This window comes from Streptomyces sp. NPDC056580, from assembly GCF_042793175.1.
Taxonomy (GTDB): domain Bacteria; phylum Actinomycetota; class Actinomycetes; order Streptomycetales; family Streptomycetaceae; genus Streptomyces.
In genome coordinates, this window is the sequence record NZ_JBHTVE010000009.1 from 328,994 (window position 1) to 348,924 (window position 19,931).

The 19,931-nt window shown below is 71.5% G+C and carries 16 protein-coding genes and 1 pseudogene; 9 read left to right on the forward strand and 8 right to left on the reverse strand.

Going from position 1 to position 19,931, the window contains the following annotated elements; genetic code table 11:
• Nucleotides 1–61: 61 nt before the first annotated feature.
• The 4 genes from ACFQ9Z_RS22250 to ACFQ9Z_RS22265 all read right to left on the reverse strand — a co-directional run bounded on the left by ACFQ9Z_RS22250 (nt 62) and on the right by ACFQ9Z_RS22265 (nt 4,284).
• A complete protein-coding gene (locus ACFQ9Z_RS22250) occupies nt 62–1,465 on the reverse strand; it encodes a hypothetical protein (RefSeq protein WP_383021010.1) in 1,404 nt (467 codons plus the stop codon).
• Nucleotides 1,447–2,187 (reverse strand): ABC transporter ATP-binding protein, encoded by a 741-nt coding sequence (locus ACFQ9Z_RS22255; protein WP_383021015.1) that lies wholly within the window; start codon nt 2,185–2,187, stop codon nt 1,447–1,449. The genes ACFQ9Z_RS22250 and ACFQ9Z_RS22255 overlap by 19 nt, the downstream gene beginning before the upstream one ends.
• 208 nt (nt 2,188–2,395) lie before the next feature.
• Nucleotides 2,396–3,778 carry an aspartate aminotransferase family protein gene (locus ACFQ9Z_RS22260; protein WP_383021019.1) on the reverse strand — a complete coding sequence of 461 codons (1,383 nt, stop codon included), beginning with the start codon at nt 3,776–3,778 and terminating at the stop codon, nt 2,396–2,398.
• Entirely contained in the window at nt 3,763–4,284 is a 522-nt protein-coding gene (locus tag ACFQ9Z_RS22265; protein ID WP_383021023.1) for an Lrp/AsnC family transcriptional regulator, read from the reverse strand. The genes ACFQ9Z_RS22260 and ACFQ9Z_RS22265 overlap by 16 nt, the downstream gene beginning before the upstream one ends.
• Before the next feature lie 206 nt (nt 4,285–4,490).
• On the opposite strand from ACFQ9Z_RS22265, the gene ACFQ9Z_RS22270 reads away from it, so the two are divergent.
• Complete coding sequence (locus ACFQ9Z_RS22270) at nt 4,491–5,930, forward strand: gamma-aminobutyraldehyde dehydrogenase (RefSeq protein WP_383021026.1); 1,440 nt, start codon at nt 4,491–4,493, stop codon at nt 5,928–5,930.
• Nucleotides 5,931–6,123: 193 nt separating this feature from the next.
• Nucleotides 6,124–7,311, forward strand: a complete 1,188-nt coding sequence (locus tag ACFQ9Z_RS22275) for a spermidine/putrescine ABC transporter substrate-binding protein (protein WP_383021033.1) — start codon at nt 6,124–6,126, stop codon at nt 7,309–7,311.
• 3 nt (nt 7,312–7,314) lie between these two features.
• Here the strand turns inward: ACFQ9Z_RS22275 and ACFQ9Z_RS22280 are convergent, their stop codons facing one another.
• Complete coding sequence (locus ACFQ9Z_RS22280; protein ID WP_383021040.1) at nt 7,315–9,711, reverse strand: ATP-binding cassette domain-containing protein; 2,397 nt, start codon at nt 9,709–9,711, stop codon at nt 7,315–7,317.
• A gap of 147 nt (nt 9,712–9,858) precedes the next feature.
• On the opposite strand from ACFQ9Z_RS22280, the gene ACFQ9Z_RS22285 reads away from it, so the two are divergent.
• On the forward strand, nt 9,859–10,383 hold the full coding sequence (locus ACFQ9Z_RS22285; protein ID WP_383021044.1) for a hypothetical protein: 525 nt from the start codon (nt 9,859–9,861) through the stop codon (nt 10,381–10,383).
• Between the two features lie 81 nt (nt 10,384–10,464).
• Here the strand turns inward: ACFQ9Z_RS22285 and ACFQ9Z_RS22290 are convergent, their stop codons facing one another.
• Together ACFQ9Z_RS22290 and ACFQ9Z_RS22295 are read right to left on the reverse strand one after the other, a co-directional pair.
• Nucleotides 10,465–11,151, reverse strand: a complete 687-nt coding sequence (locus tag ACFQ9Z_RS22290) for a glycerophosphodiester phosphodiesterase (RefSeq protein ID WP_383021049.1) — start codon at nt 11,149–11,151, stop codon at nt 10,465–10,467.
• A 37-nt stretch (nt 11,152–11,188) separates the two neighbouring features.
• Nucleotides 11,189–12,330 (reverse strand): annotated as a pseudogene (locus ACFQ9Z_RS22295) (adenosine deaminase).
• Between the two features lie 138 nt (nt 12,331–12,468).
• Between ACFQ9Z_RS22295 and ACFQ9Z_RS22300 the strand changes: the two are divergent.
• Nucleotides 12,469–13,224 (forward strand): DUF4190 domain-containing protein, encoded by a 756-nt coding sequence (locus ACFQ9Z_RS22300; protein WP_383021053.1) that lies wholly within the window; start codon nt 12,469–12,471, stop codon nt 13,222–13,224.
• Between the two features lie 195 nt (nt 13,225–13,419).
• On the opposite strand, the gene ACFQ9Z_RS22305 is transcribed toward ACFQ9Z_RS22300, so the two are convergent.
• Nucleotides 13,420–13,986, reverse strand: coding sequence for an NADAR family protein (locus tag ACFQ9Z_RS22305; protein ID WP_383021056.1), 567 nt, complete (start codon nt 13,984–13,986; stop codon nt 13,420–13,422).
• A gap of 211 nt (nt 13,987–14,197) precedes the next feature.
• On the opposite strand from ACFQ9Z_RS22305, the gene ACFQ9Z_RS22310 reads away from it, so the two are divergent.
• The 5 genes from ACFQ9Z_RS22310 to ACFQ9Z_RS22330 are packed head-to-tail and all read left to right on the forward strand — an operon-like array spanning nt 14,198 to nt 19,923.
• Nucleotides 14,198–15,736, forward strand: a complete 1,539-nt coding sequence (locus ACFQ9Z_RS22310; RefSeq protein WP_383021059.1) for a gamma-aminobutyraldehyde dehydrogenase — start codon at nt 14,198–14,200, stop codon at nt 15,734–15,736.
• Between the two features lie 49 nt (nt 15,737–15,785).
• Entirely contained in the window at nt 15,786–17,033 is a 1,248-nt protein-coding gene (locus ACFQ9Z_RS22315; RefSeq protein WP_383021064.1) for a PotD/PotF family extracellular solute-binding protein, read from the forward strand.
• A gap of 5 nt (nt 17,034–17,038) precedes the next feature.
• Nucleotides 17,039–18,190, forward strand: coding sequence for an ABC transporter ATP-binding protein (locus ACFQ9Z_RS22320; RefSeq protein WP_383021069.1), 1,152 nt, complete (start codon nt 17,039–17,041; stop codon nt 18,188–18,190).
• Nucleotides 18,191–18,192: 2 nt separating this feature from the next.
• Nucleotides 18,193–19,122 carry an ABC transporter permease gene (locus ACFQ9Z_RS22325; RefSeq protein ID WP_383021080.1) on the forward strand — a complete coding sequence of 310 codons (930 nt, stop codon included), beginning with the start codon at nt 18,193–18,195 and terminating at the stop codon, nt 19,120–19,122.
• Complete coding sequence (locus ACFQ9Z_RS22330) at nt 19,123–19,923, forward strand: ABC transporter permease (protein ID WP_383021087.1); 801 nt, start codon at nt 19,123–19,125, stop codon at nt 19,921–19,923.
• Nucleotides 19,924–19,931: the final 8 nt, after the last annotated feature.

Consider the following 19,931-nt stretch of genomic DNA (forward strand, 5'->3'; position numbering starts at 1 on the left):
GCCGGGGGAAAACTCATCGCCGGTGGCCGACGTTTTTTCCGCCCGGCTCCGGCGCCGGGTGTCAGCGGCCCGCCGCCGGCGCCGCGAGATGGGCGATCGCCAGCGTGAGCGGGCCGAACAGCACCAGCAGGGCGGCGGCGCGCAGGGCGGCGGCGGTGCGCAGCATGCGCGCCGGGGCGCCGAGCCGCAGCAGGGCGGCGGTGGTCTCGGCACGGCACTGGCGTGCCTCGACGGCCGCTGTCAGCAGGGTCGCCACGGTGCAGCCGGTGACCACGAGCGCGCCCAGCGCCCTCAGCGGGCCGGGCGACGCGGCCGGTCCCTGGTACAGCGCGGTCATGGCGTAGGTGGCCGCGGCGGCGGCGCAGGCCACGCCGAGCGGCCGGCCGATCCGGGGGGCCTCCGCCATGAGCACGCGGCCGGCCAGCAGCCTGAGCGCTCCGGGGCGGGCGGACTGCAGCAGGCGTCCGCACAGGTGGGTGAGCCCGGGGGCGGCGAGCACGAGCCCGGCCGCGGTGAGGAGCCAGCCGGTCAGGACGGCCACCGCGCCGGCGGGCAGGTGGGTGAGCGCGGGCACCGCGGCGGGCCGCCCGGCGTAGGCCTGTACCGCGAGTCCGGCGGCGGCGGCCGCGACGCCCCAGGGCAGACCGGCGGGGGCGGCGGCCGGGGCGGGGCGACGGCCCGGCGCGCCGGTCTCGCCGGCGTCCAGGATCTCCGTCCCGCTCACCTCCGTGCCGTTCACCTCGGTCCCGTCCGGCCCGCTCCCGTCCGCCTCCGGCTCGGTGACCGCCGCCGTAGCGGCGCCGTCGGCCGGGGGCGGCGCGGCGCCCTGCCGAGCCGCCGCGGGGACGCGCTGGCGTGCCCCGAACCTGCCGTAGGCCCCGAACGTCTCCCGGGGCGCGGAGTGGCCGTACGCGCCGAAGCGGCCGAGGGCGCGGCGGGCGCCGGCCGGCGGACGCGGGTCACGCGGGCGCAGGGCGAGCGCGACCGCCGCGGCGGCGAGCGCGGGGACCGGTGCCAGCAGCGTCAGCGCGGCGGGCAGCGGAAGGGACTGGTCCGTGGCCAGGAAGCGGGCCGCCGCGCCGCCGAGAGGCGCGCCCGCCAGGTCGCCGCGCAGGCGCAGGAAGACCAGCAGGGCCAGCAGCGAGCCCAGAGCGCAGGACAGCACGGTGGTCAGCACCGAGACCGCCATGAGCCGCGCCGGGCCCAGACCCACCGCCGACAGCCCCGGACGCGGCCTGGTGCCGGGGTCCGTGCGGGCCACCGCGAGCGCGAGGTAGACCGTGGCGGCGAGCGGGACCACGCACCAGGCCAGTCGCACCGCCGCGTCCGGTGTCCCGGGGTGCGCCAGCGCGTAGCCGAGCGAGGACAGCAGCAGGAACGAGGTGCCCGCCGAGGCCGCGGCCACCAGCAGCCGGCGCAGTTGTACGCCGGGCCGGGCCGCGCGGGTCAGACGGAGAGCGAGCACGCCGCCCGGCCTTCCGTCTCCGCGGCGTCCGGCAGCGGCACGGTCCGCACCCGCCGCCCGTCCAGCAGGGAGACGGTGCGGTCGGCGAGGGCGGCGGTGTCGGCGTCGTGCGTGGCCAGGACGACCGTGATGCCGTGCGAACGGGACGCCGTGGTGAGGGTGCGCAGCACGTGCGCGCGGTCGCCGCGGTGCAGCGGGGCCGTCGGCTCGTCGGCGAAGAGGACCGTGGGGCCGGGGGCGAGCGCGCGGGCGATGGCCACGCGCTGGCGTTCGGCCTGCTGCAGTTCCCGCGGGTGCCGGCGCGCGTGCTCGCCGGCGTCGAGCCGCTCGAGCCACTCCAGGGCGGCCGCCCTGGCACGCCGCCGGCCGGTGCCGCGCAGCATCAGCGGCAGGGCGGTGTTCTCCCACACGTTCAGCTCCGGCACCAGCACCGGGGCGGGTTCCACCCAGCCGAAGTGGTCGCGGCGCAGCCGTTCGCGGGCGGTCGGGCCCAGGGTGTGCACGGGCGAGCTGTTGAACCAGACCTCGCCGTCGCGCACCGGGAGCAGACCGGACAGGCACTGCAGCAGGGTCGTCTTGCCGCTGCCGCGCGGGCCGGCGACGGCGAGGATCTCGCCCACCCGCACGCCGAGCGAGACCCCGGCGAGGCCGGGGGAGCCGTCCTGGTGCCTGTAGTGCAGGGAGCGTGCCCAGAGCACGTCGTTGTCCGGCGGGGCCTCCATGGCGTACACCTCGGTTCTGATCCGTTTTCCCGTGCCTGATCGCTCGTCCGGGGGAACGAAGGCAGGGCCGATCGGTCACTGGCACGCTAGGCAGCCCGCCGCGGGAGCCTGGACAGCACACGGCCCCGGGCCGCCGTTCTCACTCGAACGGGCGGCGCCGGGGCCGGTGTTGATCATCCGGTCGGATGACCGGGCCTCAGCCGGAGGCTCAGAGCTTCGTCCACGCCTCGGTGAGGGTGGCGCGCAGGATCTGCTCGATCTCGTCGAACGTCTCCTGGTTGGAGATCAGCGGCGGGGCGAGCTGGATGACCGGGTCGCCGCGGTCGTCGGCGCGGCAGTACAGGCCGTTGTCGAACAGCGCCTTGGAGAGGAAGCCGTACAGGACGCGCTCGGTCTCCTCGTCGTTGAAGGACTCCTTGGTGTGCTTGTCCTTCACCAGCTCGATGCCGTAGAAGAAGCCGTTGCCGCGGACGTCGCCGACGATCGGCAGGTCGTGCAGCTTCTGCAGGGTCTGCAGGAACGCGCCCTCGTTGTCCAGCACGTGCTGGTTGAGGCCCTCGCGCTCGAACAGGTCGAGGTTGGCCAGGCCCACCGCGGCCGACACCGGGTGGCCGCCGAAGGTGTAGCCGTGCAGGAAGGTGTTGTCGCCCTTGTAGAACGGCTCGGCGAGGCGGTCGGAGACGATGCACGCGCCGATCGGGGAGTAGCCCGAGGTCATGCCCTTGGCGCAGGTGATCATGTCCGGGACGTAGCCGAACTTGTCGCAGGCGAACATCGTGCCCAGGCGGCCGAAGGCGCAGATGACCTCGTCCGAGACGAGCAGCACGTCGTACTGGTCGCAGATCTCGCGCACCCGCTGGAAGTAGCCGGGCGGGGGCGGGAAGCAGCCGCCGGCGTTCTGCACCGGCTCCAGGAAGACCGCGGCGACGGTGTCCGGGCCCTCGAAGAGGATCTGCTGCTCGATCTGGTCGGCGGCCCAGCGGCCGAAGGCCTCCGGGTCGTCACCGAAGATCGGGGCGCGGTAGATGTTGGTGTTCGGAACCTTGTGCGCGCCGGGCACCAGCGGCTCGAAGGGTGCCTTCAGAGCCGGCAGGCCGGTGATCGACAGGGCGCCCTGCGGGGTGCCGTGGTAGGCGACCGCGCGGGAGATGACCTTGTGCTTGGTGGGCTTGCCGACCAGCTTGAAGTACTGCTTGGCGAGCTTCCAGGCGGTCTCGACCGCCTCGCCGCCACCGGTGGTGAAGAAGACCTTGTTCAGGTCGCCCGGGGCGTGGTGGGCCAGACGCTCGGCCAGCTCGACGGCCTTCGGGTGGGCGTAGGACCACACCGGGAAGAAGGCCAGCTCCTGGGCCTGCTTGAAGGCGGTCTCGGCGAGTTCCGTGCGGCCGTGACCGGCCTGGACCACGAACAGGCCCGCGAGACCGTCGAGGTAGCGCTTGCCCTTGTCGTCGTAGATGTAGGTGCCCTCGCCCCGGACGATGGTCGGGACGGGGGAGTTCTCGTACGAGGACATGCGGGTGAAGTGCATCCACAGGTGGTCGTACGCGGTGCGGCTGAGGTCCTTCTCGGTCACGGTTATCGGGTTCCCCACATGTAGGTCTGCTTCTTGAGCTTCAGGTAGACGAAGCTCTCGGTGGAGCGCACGCCGGGCAGCGCCCGGATGCGTTTGTTGATGACGTCCAGCAGGTGGTCGTCGTCCTCGCAGACGATCTCGGCGAGGATGTCGAACGAGCCCGCGGTCATCACCACGTACTCGACCTCCGACATGGCCGTCAGCGCGTCCGCGATCGACTCGACGTCGCCCTCGACGTTGATCCCGACCATCGCCTGCCTGCGGAAGCCCACGGTGAGCGGGTCCGTGACGGCGACGATCTGCATCACGCCCTGGTCCAGCAGCTTCTGGACGCGCTGGCGCACGGCCGCCTCGGACAGGCCGACGGCCTTGCCGATCGCGGCGTACGGCCGGCGGCCGTCCTCCTGGAGCTGCTGGATGATGGCGAGGGAGACGGCGTCCAGCTGGGGGCTGTTGCCGTTCCTGGACTCGCGGGGCGAGTCCCTCTGGTCTGCGCTTCGACTGGCCACGAGCTCACTGTGCACGACGTCTCGACAGTTTCGCAAGGCCGCAGCGATGAAATTCGTTGTTTTTGAGTCCGCGTCTTGCGGATTTCGCAGAACGCATGCGGGTGGGGGTGTTGAAAACGTGGGCGTGCCGATTAGGGTGGGGTGTCTCAGTCTCCGGACAGCCGATAGCGGCCGGCCGGGCTGGGTAGCTCGAACCCTCGAACCAGATCAGGAGGCCGGCAGTGAGCACCGAGCTGCGTCGTCTGCGCAACTACATCGACGGTGAGTTCCGGGACGCCGCCGACGGACGGACCACCGAGGTGGTCAACCCCGCGACGGGCGAGGCGTACGCGACCGCGCCACTGTCCGGGCAGGCGGACGTGGACGCCGCGATGGCGGCCGCCGCCGCGGCCTTCCCGGCCTGGCGCGACACCACCCCCGCGGAGCGACAGAAGGCCCTGCTGAAGATCGCCGACGCGTTCGAGGAGCGCGCCGAGGAGCTGATCGCGGCCGAGGTGGAGAACACGGGCAAGCCGACCGGGCTGACCCGCTCCGAGGAGATCCCGCCGATGGTCGACCAGATCCGCTTCTTCGCGGGTGCGGCCCGGCTGCTCGAGGGCCGCTCGGCCGGCGAGTACATGGACGGGATGACCTCGATCATCCGCCGGGAGCCGGTGGGCGTCTGCGCCCAGGTGGCGCCGTGGAACTACCCGATGATGATGGCCGTGTGGAAGTTCGCCCCGGCCATCGCCGCGGGCAACACGGTCGTGCTGAAGCCCTCGGACACCACCCCCGCCTCGACCGTGCTGATCGCCGAGATCCTCGGTTCGATCCTGCCCAAGGGCGTCTTCAACGTCATCTGCGGCGACCGCGACACCGGCCGCCTGATGGTCGAGCACCCGACCCCGGCGATGGCCTCCATCACCGGCTCCGTCCGCGCGGGCATGTCGGTCGCCGAGTCCGCCTCCAAGGACGTCAAGCGGGTCCACCTGGAGCTGGGCGGCAAGGCCCCGGTCGTGGTCTTCGAGGACACCGACATCGCCAAGGCCGTCGAGGACATCTCCGTGGCGGGCTTCTTCAACGCCGGCCAGGACTGCACGGCCGCGACCCGCGTCCTGGTCCACGAGTCCATCCACGACGAGTTCGTCTCCGCGCTGGCCAAGGCCGCCGCCGAGACCAAGACCGGGCAGCCGGACGACGAGGACGTCCTCTTCGGCCCGCTGAACAACCCCAACCAGCTCAAGCAGGTCGCCGGCTTCATCGAGCGGCTGCCCGCGCACGCCAAGGTGGAGGCCGGCGGCGAGCGGGTCGGCGACAAGGGCTACTTCTTCGCCCCGACCGTCGTCTCCGGCCTGAAGCAGGACGACGAGATCATCCAGAACGAGGTCTTCGGCCCGGTCATCACCGTCCAGTCCTTCGCGGACGAGGACCAGGCCGTGGAGTGGGCCAACGGCGTCGAGTACGCCCTCGCCTCCTCGGTGTGGACCAAGGACCACGGCCGCGCGATGCGCATGTCCAAGAAGCTCGACTTCGGCTGCGTGTGGATCAACACCCACATCCCGCTGGTCGCCGAGATGCCGCACGGCGGCTTCAAGAAGTCCGGCTACGGCAAGGACCTGTCGGCGTACGGCTTCGAGGACTACACGCGGATCAAGCACGTGATGACCTCGCTCGACGCGTAGCACCCGCATCACCGGCCCCTCAGGGGCCGGCCCGCGCGGCCCCGGACGGGGGAGACATCTCCTCGTCCGGGGCCGCGCGCGTGTGTGCGGCGGTCCGCCCCTGGACGCCGTTCGACAGGGTGTCGGGTCCCGCCCGGTCCGCTCGACGCACCGTCAATTGCCCGGCCGCGGGCCGCCGTTGCATCCTGCCGGGGTGACCCGGACTTCCCCGTACGCCCCGTCCCGCCGTTCCGTGCTGCGCACGCTCACCGGCGCCGCCGCGCTCGGCGCCCTCGCCGGCTGCGGGGTGCCCGCCGCCTACGTGGAGCCGGGCGACCGGTCCGTGACCGACGAGTCCGCCGCAGACCGGAGACTCACCTGGGCGAACTGGCCGCTCTACATCGACACCGATGACGACGACCCGGGCCGGCGGCCCACCCTCGAGGCCTTCGAGAAGCGCACCGGGATCTCCGTCGGCTACACCGAGGAGATCAACGACAACGACGAGTTCTTCGGCAGGATCAGCCCCTCGCTGATGAACCACCAGCGCACCGGCCGCGACCTGATCGTCATCAGCGACTGGATGTGCGCCCGCTTCGTCCGGCTGGGCTGGGTGCAGCGGATGGACCGCTCCCGCCAGCCCAACGTGGCCGAGCACCTCGACCCGCTGCTGCGCTCGCCCGCCTTCGACCCGGGCCGCAGGTCCACGGTGCCGTGGCAGTCCGGCATCACCGGCATCGCCTACGACCGCCGCCGGCTGGGCCGTGAGATCCGTGGCGTGGCGGACCTCTGGGCGAGCGACCTGAAGGGCCGGGTCACCCTGCTCTCCGGGCTCGACGAGGCGTTCGCGCTGCTGATGCAGGGCGACGGCGTGGACATCACCCGGTGGACCACGGCCGACTTCCACCGGGTCTGCGACCGGGTGGAGCGGCAGGTCCGCCGGGGCCAGATCCGCCGCTTCACCGGCAACGACTACACCAAGGACCTGGTCAGCGGCGACGTCCTCGCCTGCCAGGCCTACTCCGGCGACGTCATCCAGCTCCAGGCCGACAACCCCGACATCCGCTTCGTCGTCCCCGAGGAGGGCGCCGAGCTGTGGTCGGACTCCCTGATGATCCCCGACCGGGCCCGCCACAAGTCCAACGCCGAGCGCCTGATCGACTACTACTACCAGCCCGAGGTCGCCGCCGAGCTCGCCGCCTGGGTCAACTACGTCTGTCCCGTGCCTGCGGCCAGGGAGGTGCTGGCCGCGTCCAAGGACGAGGACACCGCCGCCCTGGCCGACAATCCCCTGATCTTCCCGGACTCCACGATGCGCGGGCGCCTGGCCGTCGCCCGCGACATCACCTCCGCGGAACGGCTGGAGCTGGCCAAGCGCTGGAACACGATCGTGGGACTGTAGGGGTCAGACCGCGCGGCCGCCGACGTAGGCCGCCAGGTGCTCGCCCGTGCGGGTCGAACGGGCGGCGACCAGGTCGGCGGGGGTGCCGTCGAAGACGACGCGGCCGCCGTCGTGGCCGGCGCCGGGTCCGAGGTCGATGATCCAGTCGGCGTGGGCCATGACCGCCTGGTGGTGTTCGACGACGATGACCGACTTGCCGGCGTCGACGAGCCGGTCGAGCAGGCCCAGCAACTGCTCGACGTCGGCGAGGTGCAGGCCGGAGGTGGGTTCGTCGAGGACGTAGACCCCGCCCTTGTCCCCCATGTGGGTGGCCAGCTTCAGCCGCTGGCGCTCGCCGCCGGACAGGGTGGTCAGCGGCTGGCCGAGGGTGAGGTAGCCGAGCCCGACGTCGGAGAGCCGGGTGAGGACGCGGTGCGCCGCCGGGGTGCGCGCCTCACCGGCGCCGAAGAACTCCTCGGCCTCGGCGACCGGCATCGCGAGCACCTCGCTGATGTCCCGGCCGCCGAGGCGGTACTCCAGCACCGACGCCTCGAAGCGCTTGCCTTCGCACTCCTCGCAGGTGGTGGCGACGCCCGCCATCATCGCCAGGTCGGTGTAGACGACGCCGGCGCCGTTGCAGGTCGGGCAGGCGCCCTCGGAGTTGGCGCTGAACAGGGCCGGCTTGACGCCGTTGGCCTGGGCGAACGCCTTGCGGATCGGGTCCAGCAGCCCGGTGTAGGTCGCCGGGTTGCTGCGCCGCGAGCCGCGGATCGGGCTCTGGTCGACCGACACCACGCCCGCGCCGGCCGGGATCGAACCGTGCACGAGGGAGCTCTTGCCGGACCCGGCGACACCGGTGACGACGGTGAGCACCCCGAGCGGGATGTCGACGTCGACGTCGCGCAGGTTGTTCGCCGACGCCCCGCGGATCTCCAGGGCGCCGGTCGGCTCGCGCACCGTCTTCTTGACGGCGGCCCGGTCGTCGAGGTGACGGCCGGTCAGCGTGCCGCTGGCCCGCAGGCCTTCCAGGGTGCCCTCGAAGCAGACGGCGCCGCCCGCGGTGCCGGCGCCGGGTCCGAGGTCGACCACGTGGTCGGCGATCGCGATCAGCTCCGGCTTGTGCTCCACGACGAGCACCGTGTTGCCCTTGTCCCGCAGCCGCAGCAGCAGTTCGTTCATCCGCTGGATGTCGTGCGGGTGCAGGCCCGCGGTGGGCTCGTCGAAGACATAGGTGACGTCGGTGAGCGAGGAGCCCAGGTGGCGGATCATCTTCACGCGCTGCGCCTCGCCGCCCGACAGCGTGCCCGCCGGCCGGTCGAGGGCGAGGTAGCCGAGGCCGATCTCCACGAACGAGTCCAGGGTCTGCCGCAGCTTCCCCAGCAGCGGCGCCACGGACGGCTCGTCGAGCCCGCGAACCCAGGCGGCCAGGTCGCTGATCTGCATCGCGCAGGCGTCGGCGATGCTGATCCCGCCGATCCTCGACGACCGGGCGCCCTCGTTCAGCCGGGTGCCGTCGCAGTCGGGACAGGTGGTGAAGGTGACCGCGCGGTCCACGAACTCCCGGATGTGCGGCTGCATCGACTCGCGGTCCTTGGCGAGCATCGACTTCTGGATCCGCGGGATCAGACCTTCGTAGGTCATGTTGATGCCCGCGATCTTCATCCGGGTGGGCTCGTGGTGCAGGAAGTCCCGCAGTTCCCTCTTGGTGTACTTGCTGATCGGCTTGTCCGGGTCGTAGAAGCCCGACTCGCTGTAGAGCCGGTGGTTCCAGCCGCCCGGCTTGTATCCGGGGATGGTGAGCGCGCCCTCGCTCAGCGACCTCGAGTCGTCGTAGAGCTGGGTGAGGTCGATGTCGGAGACCGTGCCCCGGCCCTCGCAGCGCGGGCACATGCCGCCGGTGATGCTGAAGCTGCGGCGCTCCTTCACGGTCTGCCCGGCCCGCTGCACGGTGACCGCGCCCGCTCCGCTGATCGAGGCGACGTTGAAGGAGAACGCCTTGGGCGAGCCGATGTGCGGCCGGCCGAGCCGGCTGAACAGGATGCGCAGCATCGCGTTGGCGTCGGTGGCGGTGCCGACCGTGGAGCGCGGGTCACCGCCCATCCGCTGCTGGTCGACGGTGATCGCGGTGGTGAGCCCGTCGAGCACGTCGACCTCGGGCCGGGCGAGAGCCGGCATGAAGCCCTGCACGAAGGCGCTGTACGTCTCGTTGATCAGCCGCTGCGACTCGGCCGCGATGGTGTCGAACACCAGTGAGCTCTTGCCCGAGCCGGAGACGCCGGTGAACACCGTCAGCCGGCGCTTCGGCAGCTCGATGCTGACGTCCTTGAGGTTGTTCTCGCGCGCGCCGTGCACCCGGATCAGGTCGTGGCTGTCGGCGAGGTGCGGCGCAGGCGGCTGGGTCTCGTCCGTCCTCGTGGCCATGGTCCTCGTGTCTCCCGTCGCTCGGCTCGGTCCAGGCAGCACGCTAGCCGCGCGCCGCGGCCCGGCGCTTCTCGATTCCTGACCGGTCCGCCGGTTTCTCGCCTCAGAGGGTTTTGAACACGTTCAAATCATGAGTAGGCTCCTGTCATGAACGACAGAGCCGCCCTGCTCAGGGGCATCCGCGTCTGGCTGGTCCTCTTCGTCGTGTGCCTCGTGCTCAGCGGCGCCACCGCGTTCCCGCTGGTGCACGAGCTGCGCTGGACGGAGAGCGGGCTCCGGGCCCTGTCCGTGCCCGAACTGCTGCCGGGGCTCATGGACTGGATCACCCGGGTGCGGGAGGGGCTCGACGCGGCCGACGCCGACCACCCGTTCCTGCTGTACGGCACCGACTGGCTGGCCTTCGCGCACCTCGTCATCGCGGTCGCCTTCTACGGGCCCTACCGCGACCCGGTGCGCAACATCTGGGTGGTCGAGTTCGGGATGATCGCCTGCGCCGGGATCGTCCCGCTCGCCCTCGTGTGCGGGCCGGTCCGCGGGATCCCCTTCTGGTGGACTCTGATCGACATGTCCTTCGGGGTCTTCGGGGCCGTCCCGCTGTACGTCGTGCGCCAGAGAACCAAGCGGCTGGAGGCGCTCGCCGGGCCGGCCGCCGCCGCGGCGCCCGCCGGCTGACCCGGGGCGCGGCCGCCCGCCCGCCGGCGCGACCGCCGGGCAGCGGTCTTCCTGGCCGGCGTCCCTGGCCGGCCGCCGTCCTCAGTCGCCGGTGCGCAGCGCGTGCAGGGCGTCGACGCGGTTCGTGGTGATCGAGTCGGCGCCCAGGCCGAGCAGGCGGCGCAGGGAACGGCGGGTGTCCGGGGTCCACACCGACAGCAGGTGGCCGTCGCGGTGGACCCGGGCCGCCAGGTCCCGGTCGACCAGGGTGAAGCGGTAGTTGAGCCAGCGGGGGCGCACCGCGTCCAGCAGCGCGGGCCGGGGCGGGGCGAGGGTCGTCCAGGTCAGGGCGATCTCGGCGGCCGGATCGGCGGCCCGTACCGCGAGCACGGCCTCGGCGCCCGCGCAGTAGTACACCCGGTCCCCGGCCCCGCACTGCCGTACGACGTCCAGGACCGCCCCGGCCGTCCGGCGGTCGACCCGGCCGCACAGGTCCACCATCACCCGGCTGCCGTCCGTCGCGGCCAGCGCCTGCTCCAGCGTCGGCACCCCGCCGGCCGTCAGCCCGCTCAGCTCGGCGGCCGCCACCGAGCGCAGCGGCCGGGGGTGCCCCCACAGCCGGTCCAGCGTCTCGTCGTGCAGCAGCACGGGGACGCCGTCGCGGGTGAGCCGTACGTCGATCTCGACCGCGTCCGCGCCCAGGCCGAGCGCGCAACGCAGCGAGTCCAGGGTGTTCTCACGGAAGCGGTAGGGGGCGCCGCGGTGGGCCACGGCGGTCACGGTCTGCATGGCCCCCATTGTGGGCTGCGCCCTCACGGACCGTGCCTCAGGAGGCGAGCCAGGCGGCGGTGTACGTGTCGATCTCCGCGGCGATGCGCGCCTTGCCCGCGGTGTCCAGGAAGGACGCCTCGACGGCGTTCTTCGCCAGCCCGGCCAGCCCCCGCTCGTCCAGGCCGAGGAGACGGGCGGCCACCGCGTACTCGTTGTTGAGGTCGGTGCCGAACATCGGCGGGTCGTCTGAGTTGATCGTGACGATCACTCCGGCCCTGGTGAACTCCTTGATCGGGTGTTCGTCCAGGGTGGCGACCGCGCGGGTGGCGATGTTGGAGGTCGGGCACACCTCCAGCGGGATGCGGTGCTCGGCGAGGTGGGCGAGCAGTCGGGGGTCCCGCGCCGAGCTGGTGCCGTGCCCGATGCGCTCGGCGCGCAGCTCGGTCAGCGCGTCCCACACCGTCTCCGGGCCGGTCGTCTCGCCGGCGTGCGGGACGGAGTGCAGGCCCGCGGCGATGGCCCGGTCGAAGTACGGCTTGAACTGGGGGCGCGGTACGCCGATCTCCGGGCCGCCGAGTCCGAAGGACACCAGGCCCTCCGGGCGGATCCGGTCGTCGGTGGCCAGCCGGGCGGTCTCCTCGGCGGACTCCAGACCGGCCTCGCCGGGGATGTCGAAGCACCAGCGCAGTACGGTCCCGAACTCGGCCTCGGCCGCCTTGCGGGCGTCCTCTATGGCGGACATGAAGGCCGTCTCCTCGATGCCGCGCCGGGTCGAGGAGAACGGGGTGATGGTCAGCTCGGCGTACCGCACCTGCTGCCGGGCCAGGTCGCGGGCCACCTCGTAGGTCAGCAGCCGGACGTCCTCCGGGGTGCGGATGAGGTCCACCACGGACAGGTAGACCTCGATGAAGTGCGCGAAGTCCGTGAACGTGAAGTAGTCGGCCAGGGCCTCGGGGTCGGTGGGGACCTTGGAGTCCGGGTGGCGGGCGGCCAGTTCCGAGACGATGCGAGGGGAGGCGGAGCCGACGTGGTGGACGTGCAGTTCGGCCTTGGGCAGTCCGGCGATGAAGGCGTGCAGATCGCGGTCGGGCGTGCCTGCGGCGGGTACCGCGCGGGACGCGGTGCTGCGGTCGGTCAAGGGTTCCTCCCCGGGAACGGCGCCCGCGGACCGAGATCCGTGGTCCGGGCGCGGGTGATCGGCTGATCGGTGACTCGGGGGTCATCGTAGGCCGGGCCGGTGACGGCTCCCGCGGCGCCCGTGGCAGCGTCGACCCGGCGGAGGGCCGCGGAACCCACGCTTTACCATGGCCTGACCATCGATGGAGGGGCGGGGACGTGGCGGACCAGGAACAGCAGGGCGCGGCCGGAGGCGGGGGCTTCGACCCGTGGGCGCCGCCCGAGAGCAAGCCTTCGCTGGAGAAGAGCCCGCAGCCCGGCGTGCCGGGGCAGCAGCCCCCCGCGCAGGAGCAGCCGCCCGGTCAGGCCCCGCAGCCCCCGGCCGCCGCCCCGCAGCAGCCCCCCGCTCCCCAGCCGTCCGTGCACGACCAGGCCACCATGATCTCCGCGCCCGGCCCCGGGTTCGGGGCGCCGGGCTACGGCCCGCCCGCACCGCCGCCGGCGCAGGGGTGGACCGAGTCGGCCATGCCGCCCCCGCCGGCCGCGCCCGGCGTCCCCGGTCCCGCCGCCCCCGGCGGGTACGGCTACCCGGCGTACCCGCAGCAGGGCTACGGCTGGCCCGGCATGCCGATGGGTCCGCAGAACGGCATGGGCACCGCCGCGATGGTGCTGGGCATCCTGTCCATCTGCCTGTTCTGCCTGTACGGCGTGGTGTCCATCGTGCTCGGTGTGATCGCCGTGGTGCTCGGCGTCAAGGGCCGGAAGCGGGCCGAGCGGGGCGAGGCCACCAACCACGGCCAGGCCCAGGCCGGCTTCATCACCGGCATCATCGGCATCGTGGTCGGCCTCGCGGTGGTCGCGTTCCTGGTGTTCGCCATAGCGATGGCCGTCAAGGAGGACAGGAAGCACGGTAGCGAGTACGACGACCCGTACTACAACTCCGCTCCCCAGAACCCGGCGCCCACGCTGGGCTGACCCCGCCCGGGCGGCCCGCCGGAGGGCCGCCCGGCGCTCGGCCCCAGGGCCTGTCCGACGATTCGCGGCGGATCAGCCCCCGGCGTCTGGTGCCGTGCATCGCAAGGCGGAGGGTCGCCCTCGTACTGGATACCTGGGCGTACCCGACAACGCGGCGAGGTGCGGTGCCAGGCGTCGCGGGCCCGGCGGGAATCGTCAGACAGGCCCGGACGTCGCGAGCCGCTCGCGCGCCTCCATGAGTGCGAACCCCAGCAGATTCGGCCCCCGCCAGCGCTCGGGATCCGACGCCGCCTCGTCACCGGCCGCCAGGCCGATGCCCCACACCCGGTCCACCGGGCTGGCCTCCACCAGGACCCGGTCGCCGGTGCCGAGCAGGAACGCGCCCAGGCCGGGATGCGCGGCGAACTTGTGGACGCTGCCCTCGACCACGATCCGGAAGCGCTCCCGCTCCCATATCGCCTCGTCGAAACCGCGGACCAGCCGCCCCGCCTTCTTGGCCTCTGCGGGATGTTCCGCCGCCAGCACCCGGCGCTCCGCCTCCGCGTCCCCGAACAGCCGCGCCTTCCGCGCCATCATCCAGTGCTCGGCCGTCGCGTAGCCGACGCCGTCGATCACGAAGGGTGACGGCCACCACTGGCTCAGACAGCTCGCGCCGGTCCGGCCGTCCGGCCGCGGCCGGTGTCCCCAGAAGTGCAGGTATCTGATCCGGGCCCCCGCCCGGACCTCACTGATCAGGGCCTCCACCCCGTCGATCCTCCCCATGCACGCGAGTGTGGCACGCACCACTGACACTCCGTCCGTGCTTTTCGGTGCCGACTCGACACCTGGTCGACAGATTCCGTCGCGTAACCAAAAGGCAACAACGGAATCACTTGTTGGAGTCCCCTAGCTCTGTCAGGATCGGCACTCAAATCGAGCTGGAGCTACGCCACCCGCCCTTCTGGGGACGGGACGCACGGCGGAGGAGAGCGACATGCACAACCCGGGCAGCACCATCACCCCGGAACGATTTCCCGCCCAGGACCGCCTCGCGGACGGCGCGCAGTTCATCGCCGGCCGGCTGACGAAGGGCACGTCGGGCCGTACCCACACCGTGGTCGACCCGGCCACCGGAGAGGAGGTGTACACCTACGAACTGGCCGGCGCCGACGACGTCGACGCGGCCGTCGCCGCGGCGCGCGAGGCCTTCCCCGGCTGGGCCGCCGCCACCCCGGGCGAGCGCTCCGACGCCCTGCACCGGTTCGCCGCCGTGCTCGCCGAGCGCGCCGAGGAGTTCGCCCGCGCCGAGTCCCTGCAGTGCGGGAAGCCGCTGAAGCTCACCCGTGAGTTCGACGTGCCGGGCACCGTCGACAACACCGCCTTCTTCGCCGGCGCCGCCCGCCATCTGCAGGGCCAGGCGGCCGGTGAGTACTCCGGTGACCACACGTCGTACGTCCGGCGCGAGCCGATCGGCGTCGTCGGCTCCATCGCGCCCTGGAACTACCCGCTGCAGATGGCCGCCTGGAAGATCCTCCCGGCCGTCGCCGCGGGCAACACCGTCGTGCTCAAGCCCGCCGAGCTGACCCCGCTCACCTCGCTGCTGTTCGCGCTGGCCGCCACGGACGCGGGCCTCCCGGACGGCGTGATCAACATCGTCACCGGGACCGGCAGGGAGGCCGGCGAGCGCCTCGTCGGCCACCCCGACGTGGCCATGACCTCCTTCACCGGGTCCACCGCCGTCGGCAAGCGGGTCGCGGAGATCGCCACCGCCACCGTCAAGCGGCTCCACCTGGAACTGGGCGGCAAGGCGCCGTTCGTCGTCTTCGACGACGCCGACCTGGAGGCGGCCGCCAACGGAGCCGTCGCCGGCGCGCTCATCAACACCGGCCAGGACTGCACGGCCGCCACGCGCGCCTACGTCCAGCGGCCGCTGTACGAGGCCTTCGTGGAGCGGACGGCCGCGCTCATGGAGACCGTGCGGCTCGGCGACCCCTTCGCACCCGGCACCGACCTCGGCCCGCTCGTCTCGCACGCCCAGCGTGACCGGGTGGCCGGCTTCGTGGACCGGGCACGCGGCTACGCGCGCGTGGTCACCGGCGGCGAGGCGCCCCGGGGGGACCTGGGCGAGGGCGCCTACTACCGGCCCACCCTGATCACCGGAGCGGCCCAGGACAGCGAGATCGTCCAGTCCGAGATCTTCGGCCCGGTGCTGGTCGTGCTGCCGTTCGACGCGGACGACGAGGGCATCCGACTGGCCAACGACACCCCGTACGGCCTGGCCGCCTCCGCCTGGACCGGTGACGTCTACCGGGCGGGCCGCGCCACCCGCGAGATCAAGGCGGGCTGCGTGTGGGTCAACGACCACATCCCGATCATCAGCGAGATGCCGCACGGCGGCTACAAGGCCTCCGGCTTCGGCAAGGACATGTCGGCGTACTCATTCGAGGAGTACACGCAGGTCAAGCACGTAATGTTCGACAACACCGCGGTCGCGAGGAAGGACTGGCACCGCACCGTGTTCGGGGACCGCTAGCAACGACCGGCCCGACCGGGCCGACCCCATCCGAAAGGGCACCACGCGCATGGAGCAGTACGAGCCCGAACGCCTCACCCCTCCCCAGGCGGCCGCCATGCGGCGCAGCCTGCGCAACGGCAGGGCCGCGATGACCCGCCGGTCGCTGCTGCGCGCCTCCGCGGGCGGCGCACTGACGGCCGGCGGTCTGGGGGCGCTGAGCGGCTGCGGCATCCCCGCGGCGGGCACGACCCGGGGCGGCACGTCCGCCCAGGACCACTCGGCCGAGGAGAAGACCGTCAACTTCTCCAACTGGACCGAGTACATCGACGTCGACGACAGCGGGAAGACCCATCCCACGCTCGACACGTTCCGCCGGCGGACCGGCATCACGGTCAAGTACACCGAGGACATCAACGACAACAACGAGTTCTTCGGCAAGATCAAGCCGCAGCTCGCCGCGGGCCAGGCCACCGGCCGCGACCTGATCGTCCTCACCGACTGGCTGGCCGCCCGGCTGATCCGCCTGGGCTGGGTGCAGAAACTGGACCCGTCCAACCTGCGGCACGCCTACACCAACCTGTCGCCGCAGTTCCGCGACCCGGACTGGGACCCCGGCCGTGCCTACTCCTACCCGTGGCAGGGCATCCCGACGGTCATCGCCTTCAACAAGAAGGCGCTCGACGGCATCGAGGTGAAGTCGGTCTCCGACCTGCTCGACAACCCCAGGCTCAAGGGCCGGGTGTCGTTCCTGTCCGAGATGCGCGACAGCATCGGCATGACCCTGCTCGACATGGGCAAGGACCCGGCGAAGTTCACCGACGACGACTACGACGGCGTCATAGCCCGGCTGCAGAAGGCCGTCGACAGGGGCCAGATCCGCCGCTTCACCGGCAACGACTACACGTCCGACCTCACCAAGGGCGACATCGCGGCCTGTGTCGCCTGGGCCGGCGACATCGTGCAGCTCAAGCACGACAGCCCGGACGTCGACTTCGTCATCCCGGACAGCGGCTACATGACGTCGACCGACAACATGCTGGTGCCCAACAAGGCGCGGCACAAGACGAACGCCGAGCGGCTGATCGACTTCTACTACGAGCCGGAGCAGGCCGCCGCGCTCGCCGCGTACATCAACTACGCGACTCCGGTCGACGGTGTGCGGCCCTACCTCGCGAAGATCGACGAGGAGGCGGCGAACAACCCGCTGATCGTGCCCGACAAGGCCATGCAGGCCAAGTCGCACTCCTTCCGCGCGCTGAGCCAGAAGGAAGAGACGGCCTACGAAGAGAAGTTCGCGAAGCTCACAGGGGCGTGACGACCATGACGACAGACAACAGCGGCGACGTCCGCCTCACCGGCATCTCCAAGACCTACGGCTCCTTCACCGCCGTGCACCCGCTCGACCTGACCGTCCCGCAGGGCTCCTTCTTCGCCCTGCTCGGCGCCTCCGGCTGCGGCAAGACGACCACCCTGCGCATGATCGCCGGCCTGGAGGAGCCCTCCGCCGGCACCGTGCACCTCGGCGACCAGGACGTCACCCACCTGCCGCCGTACAAGCGCCCGGTGAACACGGTCTTCCAGTCCTACGCCCTCTTCCCGCACCTCGACATCTTCGAGAACGTCGCCTTCGGCCTGCGCCGGCGCGGCGTCAAGAGCGTCAAGAAGCAGGTCGAGGAGATGCTGGAGCTGGTCCAGCTCGGCGAGCAGGCGCGCAAGAAACCGCACCAGCTCTCCGGAGGCCAGCAGCAGCGGGTCGCGGTGGCCCGGGCGCTGATCAACCACCCGAAGGTGCTCCTCCTCGACGAGCCCCTCGGCGCCCTCGACCTCAAGCTGCGCCGCCAGATGCAGCTGGAGCTCAAGCGCATCCAGACCGAGGTCGGCATCACCTTCGTGCACGTCACGCACGACCAGGAGGAGGCCATGACCATGGCCGACACGGTCGCGGTGATGAACGCCGGCCGGGTCGAGCAGCTCGGCGCGCCCACCGACCTGTACGAGAACCCCCGCACCACCTTCGTCGCCAACTTCCTGGGCACCTCCAACCTCATCGAGGCCGAGGTGGACACGGAGAACGGCGAGGACATCGTGCTCCGGGCCGGCGGCGGCAAGCTGGTGCTGCCCCGGGCGCGGTGCTCCGCCCCGGCGACGGCCGGCGGCAAGGTGCTGGTCGGCATCCGCCCGGAGAAGATCTCCCTCACCCACGCCGACGAGGCCGGTTCCATACCCGAGGGCCGCAACCGCCTCACCGGCCGGATCGCCGACGCCAGTTTCATCGGCGTCTCCACGCAGTACGTCGTCGACAGCCCCGTCTGCGACGAACTCGCCGTGTACGTGCAGAACGTGGAGCGCGACGGCCGGCTGGTCCCCGGGGCCGAGGTCGTCCTGCACTGGAGCCCGGCGCACACCTTCGGCCTGGACGCGGCCCAGGACATCGACGCCGGGGTGGAGACCGTCGAGGAAGAGGCCGCCTGACCATGTCGACGCTTCAGGAGGCGCCCCCGCCTCTCGCCCCCGCCGAGCCGGCGCCGAAGCCCCCGCGCGCACGGGGCCGGTTCACGCCCTACTGGCTGCTGCTGCCGGGCCTGCTGTGGCTGGTCGTGTTCTTCGCGCTGCCGATGATCTACCAGGCCTCCACCTCCGTGCAGACGGGCTCCCTGGAGGACGGTTACAAGGTCACCTGGCACTTCGTGACCTACTGGGACGCGCTGGCCGAGTACTGGCCGCAGTTCCTGCGTTCCGTCCTCTACGCGGCCGCCGCGACCGTCCTGTGCCTGCTGCTCGGCTACCCGCTGGCCTATCTCATCGCCTTCCGCGCGGGCCGCTGGCGCAACCTGATCATGGTGCTGGTGATCGCGCCGTTCTTCACCAGCTTCCTGATCCGCACCCTGGCCTGGAAGACGATCCTCGCCGACAACGGCCCGGTGGTGCACGCGCTGAACTCGCTGCACGTCCTGGACCTGACCAACTGGATCGGCTGGACGGCCGGCGACCGTGTCCTCGCCACCCCGCTCGCGGTGGTGTGCGGTCTCACGTACAACTTCCTGCCGTTCATGATCCTGCCCCTGTACACCTCGCTTGAGCGGATCGACGGGCGGCTGCACGAGGCGGCCGGCGACCTGTACGCCAAGCCGTGGACCACCTTCCGCAAGGTGACCTTCCCGCTGTCCATGCCGGGCGTGGTCTCCGGCACGCTGCTCACGTTCATCCCCGCGACCGGTGACTACGTCAACGCCGAACTCCTCGGCTCCACCGACACCCGCATGATCGGAAACGTCATCCAGACCCAGTTCCTGAGGATCCTGGACTATCCGACCGCGGCGGCGCTGTCCTTCATCCTCATGGCCGGGATCCTGCTCATGGTCACGGTCTACATCCGCCGGTCCGGGACGGAGGACCTGGTCTAAATGCCCTTCGTCACCTGGCTCAAGCGCCGTCTCGTCGTCATCGCCGGACTGCTCACGCTCGCCTACCTGCTGCTGCCGAACGTCATCGTCACCGTGTTCTCCTTCAACAAGCCGAAGGGGCGCTTCAACTACGAGTGGCAGCAGTTCTCGGCGGACGCCTGGAAGGACCCGTGCGGGGTCGCCGACATGTGCGGCTCGCTGTCCCTCAGCCTCCAGATCGCCTTCTGGGCGACGATCGGCGCCACCCTGCTCGGCACCATGATCGCGTTCGCGCTGGTCCGCTACCGGTTCCGCGCGCGCTCCGCCGTCAACTCGCTGATCTTCCTGCCGATGGCCATGCCCGAGGTCGTGATGGCGGCCTCGCTGCTCACCCTGTTCCTCAACATGGGCGCCCAGCTCGGCTTCTGGACCATCCTGATCGCGCACATCATGTTCTGCCTCAGCTTCGTCGTCGTCGCGGTCAAGGCACGCGTGATGTCGATGGACCCGCGCCTGGAGGAAGCCGCCCGGGACCTGTACGCGGGGCCGGTGCAGACCTTCCTGCGGGTGACCCTGCCGATCGCGGCGCCGGGCATCGCGGCGGGCGCGCTGCTGTCGTTCGCGCTCTCCTTCGACGACTTCATCATCACCAACTTCAACGCCGGTTCGACCGTCACGTTCCCCATGTTCGTGTGGGGTTCGGCGCAGCGCGGAACGCCGGTGCAGATCAACGTCATCGGCACGGCCATGTTCCTCGTCGCCGTGCTGTTCGTCCTGGTCTCGATGCTCATCACCAACCGCCGTAACAGCCAGAAGGCGTAACAGCCCTG